A 17,827-nucleotide genomic window follows, 5' to 3' on the forward strand; every position below is an offset into this window, starting at 1 on the left:
TAGTGTCATGATGTATAGCATAATGAAAAACATCCCAAATCGTTACAGCAGTTACCACCATGGGTAAGACCACCAACTATACTTATGATGTGTTGGGAAGATTGGATACTGTAAGTGAAGGTAGTAGCCTATTAGCCACCTACACCTACAATGTTGACAATACCATCGCCACAATAAACTACAACACAGGAATTAACATTACTTATGGTTACGACCGAGATAAAAACATAACTTCAATACTTCAAAAGGATCCTCAGGGGGGAGTCATCAACAACCTAACCTATACCTATGACCTACGAGGCAATCAGTTAAGTAAAGATGAGAATAACGAAACAACCATCTATACCTACGATAAGGTAAATAGGCTAAAAACTGTAGAGTATCCAACAGCAGCAGTAGAATCCTTTACCTATGACAACGCAGGAAATAGAACTCAAAAACAACTGGGACAAGATACTACCACCTATGAATATGATTCCAGAAACAGATTAACAAAGTCCATGGCCAATGATATAATAACCACATATGACTATGACAACAATGGAAATCTATTGACGGAAACAACAGGAACAGAAATTACCTCCTACACCTACGATGGCTTCAACAGAACATTAGGAGTTGAAAAACCAAATGGTTCCTACCAATACAACCACTACGATGCAATGGGACTAAGGGTTGGCATGACAGAGAATGGAGTTCGCCATGAATTTATCTTCTCAGGAGGAAACGTTGTAGGAGAAATCAACAGCAATACAGAGGCATTTACGAAGTATGTAAGGGGTTACGGCTTAGTAGCAATGGAAGACCCGAAAGGCAACACCAACTACTACCTTAACAACGAACATGGAGACGTCATCAACCTAGTAAAGGGTACAGGAGAAATCCTAAACGACTATCAATATGATGCCTTTGGTAACACCACAAGCTATACTGAAAAAGTTGCTAACCGTTTTAGATATGCAGGAGAGCAATTTGATAACATCACAGGTCAATATTACCTAAGGGCTAGATACTACGACCCAGAGATAGGACGCTTCACTCAAGAAGATACCTACAGAGGTGATGGATTAAATCTTTATGCTTATGTAAGTAATAATCCGGTAAGGTATGTGGATCCTAGTGGGAATGAGAAAGCTCCTAAAAGTAGTAGTAAAGGAAATTTTGCTTTACCCGTGTTGGGTAGTAATGGAGAACCACTGCAATTAGCTTATAACGGTAACTTAAATAGTAGCATTACTACTGTGGCAAGTGTTTCTGGTGTTGCCACTGCTTCTACTCCAGCTATCACAATACCAATTACGCAGTATGGTCCTACCATACTGGACACATTGGGAAGAGTCATATATCAGATTGGACCTGCATTAAATGAAGCTGGTCAAATCATAGCACAACATGGGGCGCAAATAATGGAAGGTATAAAGAATATGTTTTCGGAAACATCAGATGATGAATCTAATTCTGATCGAGGTACAAAGACTGTAGATGATGTATTGAAAGATGCTACGCCTGGCAGAAATACAAAAGGTAAGGCAAAACAATTCGAAAAGTCTGGGGATTACGATGATGCCCTGAATGATTTTAATGATTTGGGTCCAATAGATGTAAAAGATATACCAGGTGGAAAAGTTGGAAAATTACCAGACGGTCGAACTATAAATGTTAGGAATAAAAGTTCGGATGGTAGACCAACATTAGAAATTTATGATGGAAAGAGTAGCATTAAAATTAGGTATGGAAATTGATAGGGAGATGAAGCTAATGTCAGAGCAGTGGGTCGAGTGGAAACCAGTCGATGGATTGTCACAAAAATATTATATAGAGTCCATTTCAGATGTTCTTGATGGATTTAGGATTGTTCTTTCTGATGCAGATAAGGAAGAAAACAAGGTTAATGTGATATTTGAAAATTCAGTTCATGCTTACAGAAGTACTGATGAAAGTTTCAGACAAAGTACTATAAATATTTTAGATGAAGCCTACGGAACTCAGTTTTATTCTGAATGGACATTTTTTAAAGTTGTTAATTCAGAGTATATGAAATGGTTATCAGTTCAATCATATAATATCATTGATTCAGAATCATTAATTCATTTTTCGTTCTTTGCTGTGGACTCAATAGTCGATGTTATTGCTGCATATGAACCTAAAGTTGAATTATTGTAATGAAGTGGGATTGATGAATTTAAAACCTCATGCATGGTTGTTGAAGTACGATATTAAAGTTGTCTTTTAAATACAGCAGTTTCATTTAATGTATGGGAATAGTAGAAGTGTATATACTATTTTTTGCCACCCTTGGTATTTGGAAGTTTTTATCCGGGGTGGCTATTATTTTTTGTTAAAAGTATTCATTAAATATTATCAAGTATCTGATTTTATATTATGCTTTTTAAAAGTAAAGAATAGTGCCTACAATATTGACAACACCATCTCCACAGTAAATTACAAGACAGGAATTAACATCACCTATGTTTAATATACTAAAAACTGTAGAGTATCCAACAGATGCAGTAGAAAGCTTTACCTATGAAAATCCAGGAAATAGAACACAAAAACAACTAGGAGAAGAGTAGCATTGGTTTAAAAATTAATTTTAAAATGGGTAGATGAAAACAAACTGCTATATTTTAGGTGAATTATGGATATGTATAAAAAACTAAACAATATTATATAGAGAGAATGGAGGATGAAAAGGTGGAAATAAAAAGAACTTTGTATAGTAAGATATTAGATATGACGATAATCGCTTCATTGCTCGTAATGTGGAGTATCATAATGTCAACCCATTTTATCAAATCCCTTGTGATAACAATATGGATTAGTAGTATAGGAGCAATTCTAATAATGGAAAAGTTTTACTTTTTAGTATATCCCTTAAAGTTAAGAAAGAAGATGAAAGAATATTTATTTACAAACTAATCAGTAAAAAAGAGATTTTATTAAAAGATATCAGATTATCGCAAATTGGTACAAAAAGGGGTACTTTTAAACTAATGCATATATATTAAAAATATTAAATAATAGAAAATTATTACTAAATAAGCATAGGTATAAAAATTTTCATAAATTTATAAATAGATTACTCAAGGAAAGTTAGAATTTTGCTTTCTAGTTATATGTATAGCAAGATGATAGGCAGATTTTTAAAGCTCCTTATTGTAGTTATGAAACTTTAAATAGGGGGCTTTTTTAAGTCCCTCCTTGTATAATATAGTTAGAACATTTGATAGAAAGCTAATCTTATTCTCTACCGAACATTCTTTTAAAACTTCCAATTAAAATTCATACTTCTTCATAAATCTTCTTATTGTTAATATCTCTTCTACCTATCTTTTTCTATCTTAGTTCTTTAATTCTAATCACCTAATAAAGGAAGGTGACTCAACTGGTTAATCTATAATATAATATCTCCTGAATAGGGGATAGGCGTATCCCTCCTGGGTGGTTTTTAAAAAAAACCGATACCCGTAAAAAAGCGTGCCATTCCAACAGTGAGATTCTATGATTTAGCTGGTTGGGTTTCCTTTTTAGGAATTACCCTAGTCACCAACAAGGATGTTTGACTTGCTGAAAATAATGGATACTCTATTTACTCCAGTTAATGAAAGGAGATTATTATGTCAAATTATTATAATGTTCCAGTTGTCGGTATAGATGTTTCTGCTGATTTTTCAATGGTTGCAATTTTAGCCCCTAACGGGGATATTTACCGTAAGCCATTCAAAATCAACCATGATGCCAGTAGCTTCAACTACTTATTAGAGCAAATAAAAAAAGTAGAAGAAGAGTTTGCCACGAAAATTGCACTTTTCATGGAGGCGACTGGTATTTATCACCTTACTCTTTTCTACTTTCTTCAAGATAACGAAGTAAACAGTTTCGTTATCAATCCTCTTGTTACTAATTGTACCAAGAATAAGAACATAAGAAAAGTAAAAAATGATAAAACAGACGCAATTTCTATTGCTAAGCTTGGTAAATATGAAAATATCAAGGCATCAAGTTGGCTTGATACCAGTGTATATACCTTAAGAAACCTTTGGCTAGAATACTATGACCTCGTTGATTCTAGAGCTAACCTTAAGAAGAAATTATCAAGTGATCTTCGATTAACTTTCCCTGGTTATCAAGACGGTTTTTCAGATATCACAGGCAACACATCTTTAGCTATATTAGAAGCATACTCAACACCAGAGACAATTGCTAAAGCTCCTAAAGATGAAGTAGTTAACCTTCTTAGTACTCACTCTAGAAAAGGGATTCTATGGGCTCAAAAGGTCTATATCAAACTAATGATGGCTACTGAAAATGCTCGAGCTATAGGGGTTAAGTACGTTGCTTTCTCAAGCAAAATCCAAAGATACTTAAATCTTCTTTCTGCCAATACTACTGAAATAGATACTTTACTGAATCAAATCAAAGATATCTTAACAAGTGAATCCTTATCAGAGGCATTTCGCCAAGGCGTAAAGCTGCTCACTACCCTATCGGGTGTTGGATTTATTACAGCGGTTACAATTGTCTGTGAGATAGGGGATATCACAAGATTTAAAAAATCTAAACAGCTAACAGCCTTCTTTGGTATTGATCCATCAGTTAATCAATCAGGTAAATTCAATAGTACACAGAATAAAATGTCTAAATGAGGTACTAGGATTGGCCGTAGAGCTCTATATGCCGTAGCATTAGCATCAGTCCGTAAAACTCGTACTGGTATACCTATCAACCCAGTTCTGCTTAAATACTATCAAGAAAATTTAAAGGGTAAAAAGAAGAAAGTAGCACTAGTAGCAATCATGCACAAACTAATAAAATATATTTTTTCAATTTTGAAAAATGGACAACCTTATGAAGTTAGAGATCCTAAGTTACATACCAAAATGTACTTAGAAAACAAAAATAGATTAGTTATTGCAGCATAGACTATTTAGCCATTGTTCGTATTTTACAAAGGTGTTTTTGTTATGCAATTTTTTAAGTTCAGCATTTAAAAAACTTTTTCATTAAAAGCTATTGACTATTACTAGCTGGTCTACTATTATTATGACCCCTGGTTTCCATGTCCCTTTTGGTATCCTGCTTAGTCTCATACGATAAATATAATCGACTCATCTCAGTAAAGGACAAGACAGGTAATATCTCAAGAGTATTCTATGATGAAGTAGGAATAGAATCAAAGAAGTTATGCCAGAAAACTATGATGCTACGCTAGACGATGGGGCAGGAATAACCTATACCTATGATTCCATGAATAGATTATCCATCATCAAAAACCCACAAGGGGCAGTGGTTCAAAAGAACATCTATGACATCAATGGAAATATAGTCAAAGTAATTGATGGACAAGGGTATCTATCAGCAACCACTGATAGTGGAAGATACGGTGTTGAATATACCTACGACATAGGAAGCCGTGTAGTAAATATTACAACCCCAGAGGCAAAGACAAATAGTAAAACCAGTGTAAGCTTCACCTACGATGCTCAAAATAACATCTTGACCCAACAGGATGCAGAAGGTAACATAACAACATATGAAAGAGATCCATGGGGAAGAGCCACTAGAGTCATTGATGCAGAGGGTATCAGTGAATACTACCAATATGACTTTGCTGGAAATGTTGTCATGTCAAAGGATGGTAAAGAAAACACAACATATTACAACTACAACAGCCTAAACCTAGTATCCAGCATAACAGATCCTTCAAATCAAACCATCATCTATTTATACGACAAAGAAGGTAGAAGGGTCAAAGAAATTGACAGAAATGGTAACACTATCAACTATCACTACAATCGAGATAATAACCTGACCTTAAGACAAGTGGAAGGAACTCAAGACGTAGAATCCTACTACTACAACAAAGATGGAACCCTATTAGCAGCAGCCAATAGCAATGGAATAGATGTATTTGAATATACCTTAGGCGGATATTTAAAGAGAAAAAGTAGAAATGGTGAAACCCAGTTGGATTACACCTACAACAAAAACGGTAACGTTACAGGAGTTACCACCATGGGTAAGACCACCAACTATACTTATGATGTGTTGGGAAGATTGGATACTGTAAGTGAAGGTAGTAGCCTATTAGCCACCTACACCAACAATGTTGACAATACCATCGCCACAATAAACTACAACACAGGAATTAACATTACTTATGGTTACGACCGAGATAAAAACATAACTTCAATACTTCAAAAGGATCCTCAGGGGGGAGTCATCAACAACCTAACCTATACCTATGACCTACGAGGCAATCAGTTAAGTAAAGATGAGAATAACGAAACAACCATCTATACCTATGATAAGATAAATAGGCTAAAAACTGTAGAGTATCCAACAGCAGCAGTAGAATCCTTTACCTATGACAACGCAGGAAATAGAACACAAAAACAACTGGGACAAGATACTACCACCTATGAATATGATTCCAGAAACAGATTAACAAAGTCCATGGCCAATGATATAATAACCACATATGACTATGACAACAATGGAAATCTATTGACGGAAACAACAGGAACAGAAATCACCTCCTACACCTACGATGGCTTCAACAGAACATTAGGAGTTGAAAAACCAAATGGTTCCTACCAATACAACCACTACGATGCAATGGGACTAAGGGTAGGTATGACAGAGAATGGAGTTCACCATGAATTTATCTTCTCAGGAGGAAACGTTGTAGGAGAAATCAACAGCAATACAGAGGCATTTACGAAGTATGTAAGGGGTTACGGCTTATTAGCAATGGAAGACCCGAAAAGCAACACCAACTACTACCTTAACAACGAACATGGAGACGTCATCAACCTAGTAAAGGGTACAGGAGAAATCCTAAACGACTATCAATATGATGCCTTTGGTAACACCACAAGCTATACTGAAAAAGTAGCCAACCGTTTCAAATATGCAGGAGAGCAGTTTGATAACATCACAGGTCAATATTACCTAAGGGCTAGATACTACGACCCAGAGATAGGACGCTTTACTCAAGAAGATACCCACAGAGGCGATGGATTAAATCTTTATACCTATGTCCATAATAACCCCATAAGATATATTGATCCGACTGGAAATTATACAGATGATGGTAATGGCGGAATTCATTTTAACGGTACCACATATGATGCTAAGGGAAATTCTGTATATAGTAAAAAAACTACAACAAAGACTACAACTACTTCAAATCAGACACCTCCAAAAGCTAATCCACAATCTAATTCATCTTCTAAATGTGATGCTAAGGGGACGGGTGAAACTGGACCTACAACTACACAGAAGTTGGTAGGTTACCTAAATTCATCAGCAAAGCAAATGGTTATGGGTAATTACACTGAAGATGTAACCGTACTTGGAACGGCGGGACAAATTGGTATGGGTATCGTAGGAATAGGCGTACCAGGAGATATAAGAGATTTGACTTATGATGTTACAAATTGGGAATGGTCATGGAGGCATGCAGGACAGACAACAATTGATTTAATAGGATTACTCCCTGTAGTTGGTGCACTTAAATATACAGACGAGGCTAGTGTAATATTAAAGAATAGTGATGAAACAGCTACAGCTTTAAGGGGGACGGTAAATCTTAGTAGAAGTCAGCAAAAACACATTGATAAACTTGATAATTTGATCAAAGACCATCTGAAGGAAACTGATTTCTCTGGTGCTTTGCGTGATTTACAAGGTAATCCTGTATCGAAGCCAGGCGGAGGTTATTGGGACCATCTTGGTGAAATGCAGGATACACTAACTGGATTACAAAGAGTTCAAAAGGGACTAGAAGGTTCATTAAACAATCTAGATTCAGCGACTAGACAGTTCTTACAGGAATCTTTAGATAGTGCATCTCAATATATTCAAAGAATTAATGATTTAGGAATAAAGTAGGTGATTAATTGTGAAAAAAAATATATCAATTGAGGAAATTGAGATGAAAAAAGGAATTGCATATGATGATAAGCATGAGATTCAAAGTGCATTGCCTGCTTGGTATAAGAGTATTCGTACAAAGAAGTTATCTCAATTATCTGAGGGGGATTTAGCTAGATTCATAAGACAGGGGATGTATTTAGAGTATATTCTCTTTGAATCCATAAATAGGCTCTACAAAAATCCATGTAGTGGAGAAAAATATAATGGTGAGCTAATTGAAGTTATATCAAAGGATATTGATACTTTCTTCTGGAAAGAAAATGAAGATTGCAGAAAGCATTTGAGTAACTTTCTAAGTCATTTCAGTTCGAATATTTCAATGGAAGACTATGAGGAACTTGATGATTTTGAAAAAGAAGAGATAATGGAATCTGTTAATAATCTGAGCAGAACCATAAATTAGAAAGTAAATAATCTTGCGGTGAGTAATGTTTATTACTCATTGCTTTTTTTTGGAGGGGTACCCGGTGCCTAGGTAAACCAATACCACAATTACTATATAGGATACCCCCGCCAGCTCTATGAGATATTTATTGAATTTCTCTGTACGCACAGAATAAGACTGTAAAAAGGTATTATAAACCACAAAAAAACTGAATACAGAAAATCACTTAAATTGCCAGTTGCCACCGTGTATCTGGAATTTTTCTTTACCTATTATTACCTAGTCTTTATCTATGTTTTAATCAGGCGAGGGCAGAAGCATGATGAACACAGAAGATAAATACCCATAGACTATTAAGTACATAATATTAAAAAATATCAACATCAAAAATATAAAGGATTGGGATTACAATAAAGCGACTGAATTTCCTTGACAAATATGCTGGTTAGGGTCTTTCATTAAATAATACTGAAAGCAAATTTCAGTTGCGTACTTATGTCTAAAATAAGAACTAAACTCCTAATCTATATAAATCTACCCGCAAATATAATTACATTCCCTATAAAAATGGAGGTGTCACAGGGATTACCTCCATGGGTAAAACAGCAAGTTAGACCTATGATTTATTAGGTAGATTAACACTGTAGAATAAGGAGCAGCCCTATTAGCAACATATAACGACAATGTAGATAGTGCCATTTCAAAGCAACATAAAAATCCACATGGAGAAATAATCAACAATTTTTCCTACACCTATGACATTAGAGGAAATCAGTTGACAAAGAATGAGGATAATGAAACGACAATCTATACCTACGATAAAATAAGTCGATTAAAAACAGCGGAATATCCTGAATCAAAGACAGAAGTCTTCACCTACGATAACGCAGGAAATCGTATAAGGAAATAAAAAGGACAAGATATTACCACCTATGAGTATGACTCTAGAAATTGATTAACAAGAAGTACCAACAATGGTATAATAACCACATACAACTATGACAACAACGGTAATTTAATAAAGGAAACAAAAGGAACAGAAATCACCTCCTACACCTGGAGGCCCGGGGGATGCTGCCGCTGGATTTGTTGCAGGGGTGATTGGAGGAACAGCATACACTGTTGTTACAGAAGTTATGACTACTAATGAAACTACATTAGAAAATAAGATTAAAGATGGTTTCTATGATGCAATTACCAACGCACCGCCTCTGCCAACTATTGGAGACTCAGTAAATGAAATAAGTATTCCTTCAAATGAAAATAGTGGTCGAGCTAACAAAATAGAACCAATACAACTTATAGAAAACAGAATGCCTCTGTAAACATGGGGCATGACCAACCAACGGTGATGATATATAAGTAAGTTAAAGGTGCTTTGGCAGACATGTTTCTCCTCAATCGTAATTACGCTGTTTTTAGTAGTTAATATTTACTATAAAATGTGTTTTACCAGCTATTGCACAAAGAAGAATATAAGGAGTTAAATGGTTATTATTAATCAAACTTTATGCAATTGTTGGCTAATACATATTAAGGAGATGATTTAAGTGATAAAAAAAACAATAGAAATACCTGTAAATATTATGAGTTACATTAAAGACAATGCTCATATTACAGTTACTAATAAATATTTGTGGGATGTGTCTATATTGTTATTAGTTGCTATTATTCCAACTGCTCTATTTGGGGTATACACCGAATATACTCGACCCATTTATTTGCTATTAACAATTTCTTGTGGTATTTGGGTACTTATAGTGACTAACAAAAAGAGCAGTCCTAAGAGTTTTTTTTTATTAGAAGGGGTGATTTTTTTAATATTTTCTATAACCTTATTTCTTGCTGCATATAAATTTTTTTCATGGATTGGTGTAATGACAATTGAAAGAACTTTGTTTCTAGTTGTGTTGTACATTTTTTCTGTATTAGTTTCTAATTATATAAATCTAAAGCTTATATGTAATGGATACTATACATCGGTAACAAATTATTCCTTCAAGTCAATAGGAATAATTACCATTGGAAGTGGATTAGGTATAATTATAGCAAAAAGTATGATTGGTAAGGTCGATAGTAATAAACAAGTAGTTTTTATTTTAGGAACACTCTTGATCTTATTGGGCTGTATAATGAGTTTTGGCACTCACTTGTTGATGAAATATTATTTTATTACTAAATTAAAAATGGATGATGAAGCTATTATTAGTAGAGTTCCAGAGGAATTCAAGGGGAGTCATAAGAAGTGATGCAATTGAAGACTTAATTTTTCTAAATGGAAATAAAAGCATAATATAGGTTCTATCTTGAAATAAAAGTTGAAAGGTTTTGTGTACCATTCACTTTTTTAAAATCTAGATATAAATAAGAAATTAGAAAAAGGACTGCTCCTAATGATAGAGGCGGTCCTTTTTCTAGATTAACTTAGTTAAAGGGATGAATCATTGGGGTGATCCTTTAAAATTTAATGTTCATGATGCCCCTCTTCTCTCTCAGCATCCTCTTTAGTCCTATGAATCGTTCCAAATGGATGCTCCGGGGGTGCATAAATAGAATATAACTTCAGTGGTTTGCAACCGGTGTTAGTTAAGTTATGCCATTTGCCAGCAGGGATAATAATGGCGTAATCATCGTAGACCTCTGCTTGAAAATCTAACTGATCTTTACAATTCCCCATCTGAGCCAAGCCTTGACCTTCTTCAATTCTGATAAACTGATCTAGCTTAGGGTGGACTTCTAACCCAATACTTTCCCCAACAGGAATACTCATTAAAGTGACCTGTAAATGCCCTCCTGTCCATAAGGCAAGACGGAAATTATCGTTTTGCTTAGAGGCTTCCTCGATATTAACGACATAGGGACAAGGTCCATAATCCTTCAAGTGAATAGGTTGGCTCCCATAGTTGTGATTATACATTGGTGGGTAGACCCAGCAGGGGTATTGCCGATAGTAGTTATACACATTATAGTCATTGTTTGGCGTGTTACCGTGGTAAGGACATCGGTATGGATTATTTCCATGATACATTCATTTCACTCCTTTTACTTAGTTGTAGAAATTACTCTTTTCACAACGGGCGACTCGGTTTTTATTTTTGCACAAATCCAATATAAAGTCATAGATAAGGTATTATGCAATGTCCTCGCTTAATAATATAATATGATTTGTATTATGGAAGGTGATGAAAAATAGTGACCTACAACGTACGTATTAATCATATTAAAAAAATTTACTACGGATATTGACATCGGCTATTTTAATGATATTTCTCCTCCTACAAGAATATATTTACAATGATGAAGGGGTAGGTAGTGTTAAACATAGGGGGGGAGTCAATTGAGCGAATTGTTAAGAACAACTTTAGTGGGTTTTTTTGTAGGAATAGTAGGTACTGGTGTTGGGGGGGCTATGGCGTTTTTTCTAAACAAGCCCTCAAATAAGTTTTTGAGTTCTATTATTGGGATGTCCAGTGGGTTGATGATGGCGATTGTCACCTTTGAATTATTACCAGAGGCATTTTTGTTGGGGGGAGTCACTGCAACAGTTTTAGGATTAGGGGCAGGAGCTCTGATGGCTTCGGTATTGGATAGTATTATATCTGGATTTAGTAGGAGAAGAAAAGGAGGTGGTAATGGATATATCAAGACAGGGATTCTTATTGGTGTTGGTATTGCCCTACACAACTTTCCAGAGGGTCTTGCTATAGGCTCGGGATTTGTGGCACAAGAAAGGCTAGGCATAGGTTTAGCCATTGTCATCGCCCTTCACAATATGCCAGAGGGAATTGCTATGGTCACTCCCATGAGGGTAGGGGGAGTAAGGAAAATGAGGGCTTTTTTGATCACTCTTTTAGCTGGGGCACCTATGGGGGCAGGAGCGTATCTAGGGGCCTTGATCGGTAAATTTGCTTTTGGGTTTATTGGTGTATGTCTTGCCTTTGCGGGGGGAACAATGCTATATATAACCTTTGGTGAACTATTGCCTAGGGGAAAAGAACTTCATAAGGGGAAAGTATCCACTTATTTTGCTATTATGGGCTTTATGCTGGGTATAATAATCTCAAAAAGGTTCTAGAAAACATTGTTAATTTAGCGATTATTGTATAAAATAAGATAAATAACAAAGTTGAAAGTAGGTAATTTTCCATGTTTCAAATACTTTCTTGGACAATAAGATATCTATTTATAGGAATGATCTATTATTTTATCTTTAGTATTATTAGGTTGATTTATTTAGATATCCAATCCATCCACAATCGAGGAAGACAGAGTCAGGCGGAGGTATATTTGAAGTTGATTAATCGTAAAGACCGCCTTGACTTTGATATTAGAGAATTCTACGATTTGGGGACAGTTACCACAATTGGTCGCAACAAAAGTAATGATATTCAAATTATGGACAAGTATATCTCCTCCAACCACACTAAGATTATAGTAGATGAAGGGGCGTACTTTTTAGAAGATGTGGGGAGTGTTAACGGCACTTACTTAAATAGTGAAAGAATAGAAGATGTGGTGGAGCTTAAAAATGGAGATCGAATCGGTTTGGGGCAGGTGGAGTTTTTATTTGTAAAAGAGGTGGATTAGTAGATGTTTAAAAGACTTGTTTTAAGTGGACCCATCAACATATTGTTTTTTATCAACTTCCTGTTTTTTGGACTGTTGTTCCTATACATAGGGCCCTATGATACGGATATCCTATTGGCTGGTGCTGGACTGACGGGGCTGATGATGCTGGCGTATTTTATCATTGTTAAAGCCAAGATGGGGGACCAATATATTTTTTTAATCCTGTCGGTACTAACAAGTATTGGAGTAGTGATGCTTTACAGACTTAACCCCTACTATGGCCTTAGGCAGATCAGCTGGTATGGGATAGGAGTAGTGCTATATTTCTTGGCCTATCTGATTTTCAACTGGATTAAGGGCTGGGAGAACTATGGGTACTTATATGTCGCAGGAGGACTGATTTTATTTGTGTTAACCTTTGCTTTAGGGACAAAGGTGAAGGGGGCAACCAATTGGATTAAAATCAGTGGATTTACCCTACAACCGGCAGAAATCATTAAGATCTTCTATGTTTTTTTCATCGCGGCCTATGTTAAATTTCCCGATAAATTTAAAAATGAATATATCTTTTTAGGATTAATTTATGTACATATTATGTTCCTGGTCCTCCAAAGGGATTTAGGGATGGCGGTATTATTTTATGGAATTTTCATTAGTATTTATTATATTTACTTTAAGGATTGGAGGTTGTTTTACTCAAACTTCTTGTTGGCAATTCCCATCGCAGTCTTTAGTTACTTTACCATGACCCATGTTCAAGTCCGTTTTGAAGCATGGCTCAATCCATGGAGGGATATAGCGGGGAGGGGATATCAAATCACCCAGTCCTTGTTTGCCATAGCAGAGGGGGGCTTCTTTGGTGTGGGTTTGGGTTTGGGAAGACCAGACTATATTCCAGAAGTACATACTGACTTTATCTTCTCTGCTATTTGTGAAGAACTAGGGATTTTCGGGGGTATTGCAGTAGTATTATTGTACTTTATTTTAATTTATAGGGGCTTCAAGATTTCCCTTACCATCAGGGAAACCTTCAAACGAACCGTGGCCCTTGGGATTACTTTAACCTACAGCTATCAGACCTTTATCATTATCGGAGGAGTAATTAAGCTGATTCCATTGACGGGGATTACACTACCTTTTATTAGTTATGGAGGGAGTGCGTTGATTTCTGGATTCATTGCATTAGGTATTTTACAGGCTCTTTCCAAAAAATCTATGGATGGAGAGGAGGTTGCCATCGTTGGAGGCCAATGATAAGAAGATTATTCATTTAATTGTTTTTACTTGTCTATTGTTTTTTAGTATTATTGCATATCTTACCTACTTTCAAATCTTTCAAGCCAAAACCATAGTGGGGAATACCTACAATAGAAGACAATGGCAACGGGAGGAAATGACCCTAAGGGGAAATATCTACGACCGCAATGGCGTTCTTTTGGCAGAAACCTTTGATGGAGAAGAAGGATACACACGGAAATATCCCTACAACAGGCTATACAGCCATCTAGTAGGTTATAGCCATAGACAATATGGTCGGGCTGGAGTTGAGGATTTTTACAATGAAGAATTGATGGGTCTTTCTGATGGAAGGACTGTAAATAAAATTATTGAGCGAATCACCAATGACACCATTAAAGGAAATCATCTATATTTAACCCTAAATCATCAGCTACAGGTGAAGGCTGAGGCTCTATTGACGGGTAAAAGGGGTTCGATTGTTGCTCTAGATCCTGCCACTGGGGAGATTTTAGCAATGGTTAGTAAACCAGATTTTAATCCCAATAGATTGGTGGAGGATTGGGACGATTTGGTGAATGATGAGGGCAGTCCTTTACTCAATAGGGGCTTATCAGGGCTTTATCCCCCAGGCTCAACATATAAGACAGTTATAACGGCTGGGATTTTAGAATCGGGAGATGTTGATCCTCAGTATGACTGTGTTGGCAGCATTACGATTGATGGATATACCCTTTCGGACTATGATAAAAGTGGTCATGGGCCATTGGATTTAAGGAAGTCCCTAGTGGTATCATGTAATACGAATTTTGCCCGTATGGGGGTTGAGCTAGGGGATGAAAAGATTATGGAGATTTCCCGTCGCTTTCTCTTGGATGGAGATCTAAGGGGGGATTTTCCTATAACTAAAAGTCTATTCCCCTATAAGGGAAATATGGAGCCTACAGAGTTGGCGGCTGTATCAATAGGGCAGGGAAAACTTTTAGTGACCCCCCTACATATGGCGTTGGTGGCAGGGGTTTTTGCCAATGGTGGTGTCATGAAGGAGCCGAGGGTTTTGAAGGAGATTGAAACGCCAGAGGGGAGAGGGTCTGAGGCTGAGGAGAGCGAGGCAATAGATATTGTGGAAGCTTCTATTGCCAACCAAGTGAAGGACATGATGGTGGCGGCTGTGAATGAAGGAACAGGAAAAAATGCGAGGATCAAAGGGGTGTCAGTGGCTGGTAAAACAGGAACGGCTGAAAATGATAGTGGAGCCAGTCATGCGTGGTTTATAGGATTTGCCCCTGCTGATAAACCTAAAATAGCAATAGCTGTGGTGTTGGAGAAGGAAGGTAAGACGGGTGGTGCAGCGGCAGCTCCTATTGCAAGAGAACTAATGAAGGAAGCGTTGAGGAGAGGTGTTTTAAATTGATCGATACAAGGATACTAGAGGTAGATCCCTCTAGTATAAAGGAAGAAATACTAGCAGAAGGTAGCAAAATTTTAAAGAATGGGGGAACGGTGGCTTTTCCTACTGAGACAGTATATGGACTAGGGGCAAATGGATTGGACCCCAATGCAGTGAAAAAGATTTTTATAGCAAAGGGTAGACCAGCTGATAATCCGTTAATATTACATATAGCAAATCCTCAAGATGTGGAGCCCTTGGTTATGGAAATCCCAGAGGTGGCAATAAAATTAATGGAAACCTTTTGGCCTGGTCCCCTTACGCTACTGATGAAAAAAAGTAGCATTGTACCAAAGGAAACCACAGGGGGATTAGATACTGTAGGGATTAGAATACCCCAACATCCCATTGCCAGAAAACTAATAGAAGGGGCTGGAGTCCCTGTAGCAGCCCCCAGTGCCAATGTTTCTGGGAAGCCAAGTCCAACAAAGGCAGAGCATGTGATCAAGGACTTAACAGGAAAGGTGGATGCCATCGTTGCTGGAGGTAATAGTGACGTAGGGGTTGAATCGACGGTGTTGGATTTGACGGTAGAGCCTCCAACTATTTTACGACCAGGGGGAATTACTAAAGAGATGCTGGAGATGATTCTTCCAGAGGTAGCTATAGACCCTGCTTTAGAGGACAAAAACTTTACAATGAGCCCAAAGTCCCCAGGGATGAAGTATACCCACTATGCCCCAAAGGCTGATGTGACCATTATCAAAGGACAATTAGATAAAGTTGTCGATGAAATGATGGCAGTACAAAAGAAGTGCCAATCTGAAGGAAGGGTGATTGGGGTTATTTGTACTGATGAGACTGAAAAGTTTTTTGGAAATCATTTAGTGAAATCAATGGGAAGTCGAAGTAATCCAAAGGAGATTGCGGCGAACCTTTTCAGGATTCTACGGGAGTTTGACGAAACTGATGTGGAAGTAATCATAGCTGAGGCTGTTGAAGAAACAGGACTGGGACAAGCAATTATGAACCGTCTGATGAAGGCGGCAGGACATCGGGTGTTGGAGGTTTGATGTTGGTAATGGTGTAGATATTGGGGATAAAACATATATTTTTTATTAGAAATGTGGATAATATTAAAGGTTTAGATTGAAGGAAAAATGGTGGTGATACAATATGAAGAAAATTCTATTGGTGTGTACTGGTAATACCTGTCGTAGTAGTATGGCAGAGGCTATTTTAAAGCAGTTGATTAATGATAGAAAAGAAGTTTTTGGAGATATTGAAATTTCATCTGCTGGAACCTATGCAATGGAGGGGGGCAAGGCTTCTCCCCAAGCAATTGTTGTAATGGAGGAGTGGGGGTTATCTCTAGAGGAACATCGATCAACCCCTATCACAAAGAAATTAGTGGAGGAGGCAGATTTAATCCTTACCATGACCATGAATCATAAGAGGGCATTACTGTATATGTTGCCAGATGCAGAGGAAAAAGTCTTTACCCTAAAAGAATTTACAGAAGAAGAGATTCCAATAGATATGAGGGCTTCCTTAGATATATCAGACCCTTTTGGGCAACCGGTGGAGGTTTATCGAAATTGTGCTGAGGAAATAAAGGAATGTTTATTGAAGTTATTAGTAAAATTAAAAAAGAATTAATAAAAAGCCAACCCCAAAGCCAAACTAAAAGCTAGAAAACAATCACGATCAAAGTACGATAAAAGCACAAATAAAAAAATACCTTATGACATAAAATAACATAAAATAATTAAAGGGTTTTTAAAAAAAACGTAGAATAGTATATAGGTTTGAGATTTTACTGGAAGGGATGTGTAATTATGAAAATTGCGATAGGTAGTGATCATGGTGGATTTGAACTGAAGGAAATCATAAAAAGTCATTTATCAAAGAAGGGGATTGAGATAAAGGATTTTGGCGCTGATTCTACAGATTCCTGCGACTATCCTCATTTTGCTGAAGCAGTGGGGGAAGCAGTGGCAGAGGGATCTTATGAAAAGGGTATTCTTATATGTGGCACGGGAGTAGGTATTTCAATAGCTGCCAACAAGGTGCCAGGGGTTAGATGTGCTTTAGTAAGTGATTGTTTTACAGCTGAAGCAACTCGCCAACACAATGATTCAAACATCTTGGCCTTAGGTGGTAGAGTGGTTGGTCAAGGGTTAGCTCTTAAAATAGTAGATACATGGCTAGGGGCAGAGTACGAAGGTGGAAGACATCAACGTCGTGTGGATTTAATAACTGATATTGAAAAGAAGTATAGTAAGTAGGACTTTGTCTTTATGGAG

The 17,827-nt window shown here is 36.8% G+C and carries 17 protein-coding genes; 16 read left to right on the forward strand and 1 reads right to left on the reverse strand.

The annotated features are described in order from the left end of the window. The first annotated feature begins 59 nt into the window (after positions 1–59). The 9 genes from JOC73_RS08120 (at position 60) to JOC73_RS08155 (ending at position 10,575) form a co-directional block, all read left to right on the forward strand. Positions 60–1,742, forward strand: a complete 1,683-nt coding sequence (locus JOC73_RS08120; RefSeq protein WP_204401924.1) for an RHS repeat-associated core domain-containing protein — start codon at positions 60–62, stop codon at positions 1,740–1,742. Continuing rightward, positions 1,702–2,163 (forward strand): hypothetical protein, encoded by a 462-nt coding sequence (locus tag JOC73_RS08125; RefSeq protein WP_204401926.1) that lies wholly within the window; start codon positions 1,702–1,704, stop codon positions 2,161–2,163. The genes JOC73_RS08120 and JOC73_RS08125 overlap by 41 nt, the downstream gene beginning before the upstream one ends. A gap of 172 nt (positions 2,164–2,335) precedes the next feature. Further along, positions 2,336–2,476 (forward strand): hypothetical protein, encoded by a 141-nt coding sequence (locus tag JOC73_RS08130; protein ID WP_204401928.1) that lies wholly within the window; start codon positions 2,336–2,338, stop codon positions 2,474–2,476. Positions 2,477–3,617: 1,141 nt separating this feature from the next. Then, the gene (locus JOC73_RS08135) at positions 3,618–4,646 is read left to right on the forward strand and encodes an IS110 family RNA-guided transposase (RefSeq protein ID WP_330613143.1); all 1,029 of its coding nucleotides are present in this window, start codon (positions 3,618–3,620) and stop codon (positions 4,644–4,646) included. Positions 4,647–5,184: 538 nt separating this feature from the next. After that, entirely contained in the window at positions 5,185–7,896 is a 2,712-nt protein-coding gene (locus JOC73_RS08140) for an RHS repeat-associated core domain-containing protein (RefSeq protein WP_204401930.1), read from the forward strand. A 10-nt stretch (positions 7,897–7,906) separates the two neighbouring features. After that, the gene (locus JOC73_RS08145) at positions 7,907–8,344 is read left to right on the forward strand and encodes a contact-dependent growth inhibition system immunity protein (protein ID WP_204401931.1); all 438 of its coding nucleotides are present in this window, start codon (positions 7,907–7,909) and stop codon (positions 8,342–8,344) included. 757 nt (positions 8,345–9,101) lie between these two features. Further along, positions 9,102–9,236: a hypothetical protein gene (locus tag JOC73_RS15295; RefSeq protein ID WP_279381044.1), complete on the forward strand. Its 135-nt coding sequence runs from the start codon at positions 9,102–9,104 to the stop codon at positions 9,234–9,236. Between the two features lie 226 nt (positions 9,237–9,462). Then, complete coding sequence (locus JOC73_RS08150; RefSeq protein WP_204401933.1) at positions 9,463–9,651, forward strand: hypothetical protein; 189 nt, start codon at positions 9,463–9,465, stop codon at positions 9,649–9,651. Positions 9,652–9,876: 225 nt separating this feature from the next. Beyond that, on the forward strand, positions 9,877–10,575 hold the full coding sequence (locus JOC73_RS08155; protein ID WP_204401935.1) for a hypothetical protein: 699 nt from the start codon (positions 9,877–9,879) through the stop codon (positions 10,573–10,575). A 215-nt stretch (positions 10,576–10,790) separates the two neighbouring features. Here the strand turns inward: JOC73_RS08155 and JOC73_RS08160 are convergent, their stop codons facing one another. Further along, positions 10,791–11,354, reverse strand: coding sequence for a cupin domain-containing protein (locus JOC73_RS08160; protein ID WP_204401937.1), 564 nt, complete (start codon positions 11,352–11,354; stop codon positions 10,791–10,793). A 309-nt stretch (positions 11,355–11,663) separates the two neighbouring features. Here JOC73_RS08160 and JOC73_RS08165 point away from each other — a divergent pair, with 309 nt between their 5' ends. The 7 genes from JOC73_RS08165 (at position 11,664) to rpiB (ending at position 17,809) form a co-directional block, all read left to right on the forward strand. Continuing rightward, on the forward strand, positions 11,664–12,401 hold the full coding sequence (locus tag JOC73_RS08165) for a ZIP family metal transporter (RefSeq protein ID WP_243427895.1): 738 nt from the start codon (positions 11,664–11,666) through the stop codon (positions 12,399–12,401). 116 nt (positions 12,402–12,517) lie between these two features. Then, complete coding sequence (locus JOC73_RS08170) at positions 12,518–12,913, forward strand: FHA domain-containing protein (RefSeq protein WP_243427896.1); 396 nt, start codon at positions 12,518–12,520, stop codon at positions 12,911–12,913. Between the two features lie 3 nt (positions 12,914–12,916). Next, complete coding sequence (locus tag JOC73_RS08175) at positions 12,917–14,149, forward strand: FtsW/RodA/SpoVE family cell cycle protein (protein WP_204401941.1); 1,233 nt, start codon at positions 12,917–12,919, stop codon at positions 14,147–14,149. Further along, positions 14,136–15,545 (forward strand): peptidoglycan D,D-transpeptidase FtsI family protein, encoded by a 1,410-nt coding sequence (locus JOC73_RS08180; protein WP_243427897.1) that lies wholly within the window; start codon positions 14,136–14,138, stop codon positions 15,543–15,545. The genes JOC73_RS08175 and JOC73_RS08180 overlap by 14 nt, the downstream gene beginning before the upstream one ends. Then, the gene (locus JOC73_RS08185; RefSeq protein ID WP_207755078.1) at positions 15,542–16,594 is read left to right on the forward strand and encodes an L-threonylcarbamoyladenylate synthase; all 1,053 of its coding nucleotides are present in this window, start codon (positions 15,542–15,544) and stop codon (positions 16,592–16,594) included. Before JOC73_RS08180 ends, JOC73_RS08185 begins: the two co-directional genes overlap by 4 nt. 103 nt (positions 16,595–16,697) lie before the next feature. Then, complete coding sequence (locus JOC73_RS08190; RefSeq protein ID WP_204401946.1) at positions 16,698–17,180, forward strand: low molecular weight protein arginine phosphatase; 483 nt, start codon at positions 16,698–16,700, stop codon at positions 17,178–17,180. Positions 17,181–17,359: 179 nt separating this feature from the next. Further along, positions 17,360–17,809, forward strand: a complete 450-nt coding sequence (rpiB, locus tag JOC73_RS08195; protein WP_204401948.1) for a ribose 5-phosphate isomerase B — start codon at positions 17,360–17,362, stop codon at positions 17,807–17,809. Positions 17,810–17,827: the final 18 nt, after the last annotated feature.

The organism is Alkaliphilus hydrothermalis, from assembly GCF_016908555.1.
Taxonomy (GTDB): Bacteria; Bacillota; Clostridia; order Peptostreptococcales; family Natronincolaceae; genus Alkaliphilus; species Alkaliphilus hydrothermalis.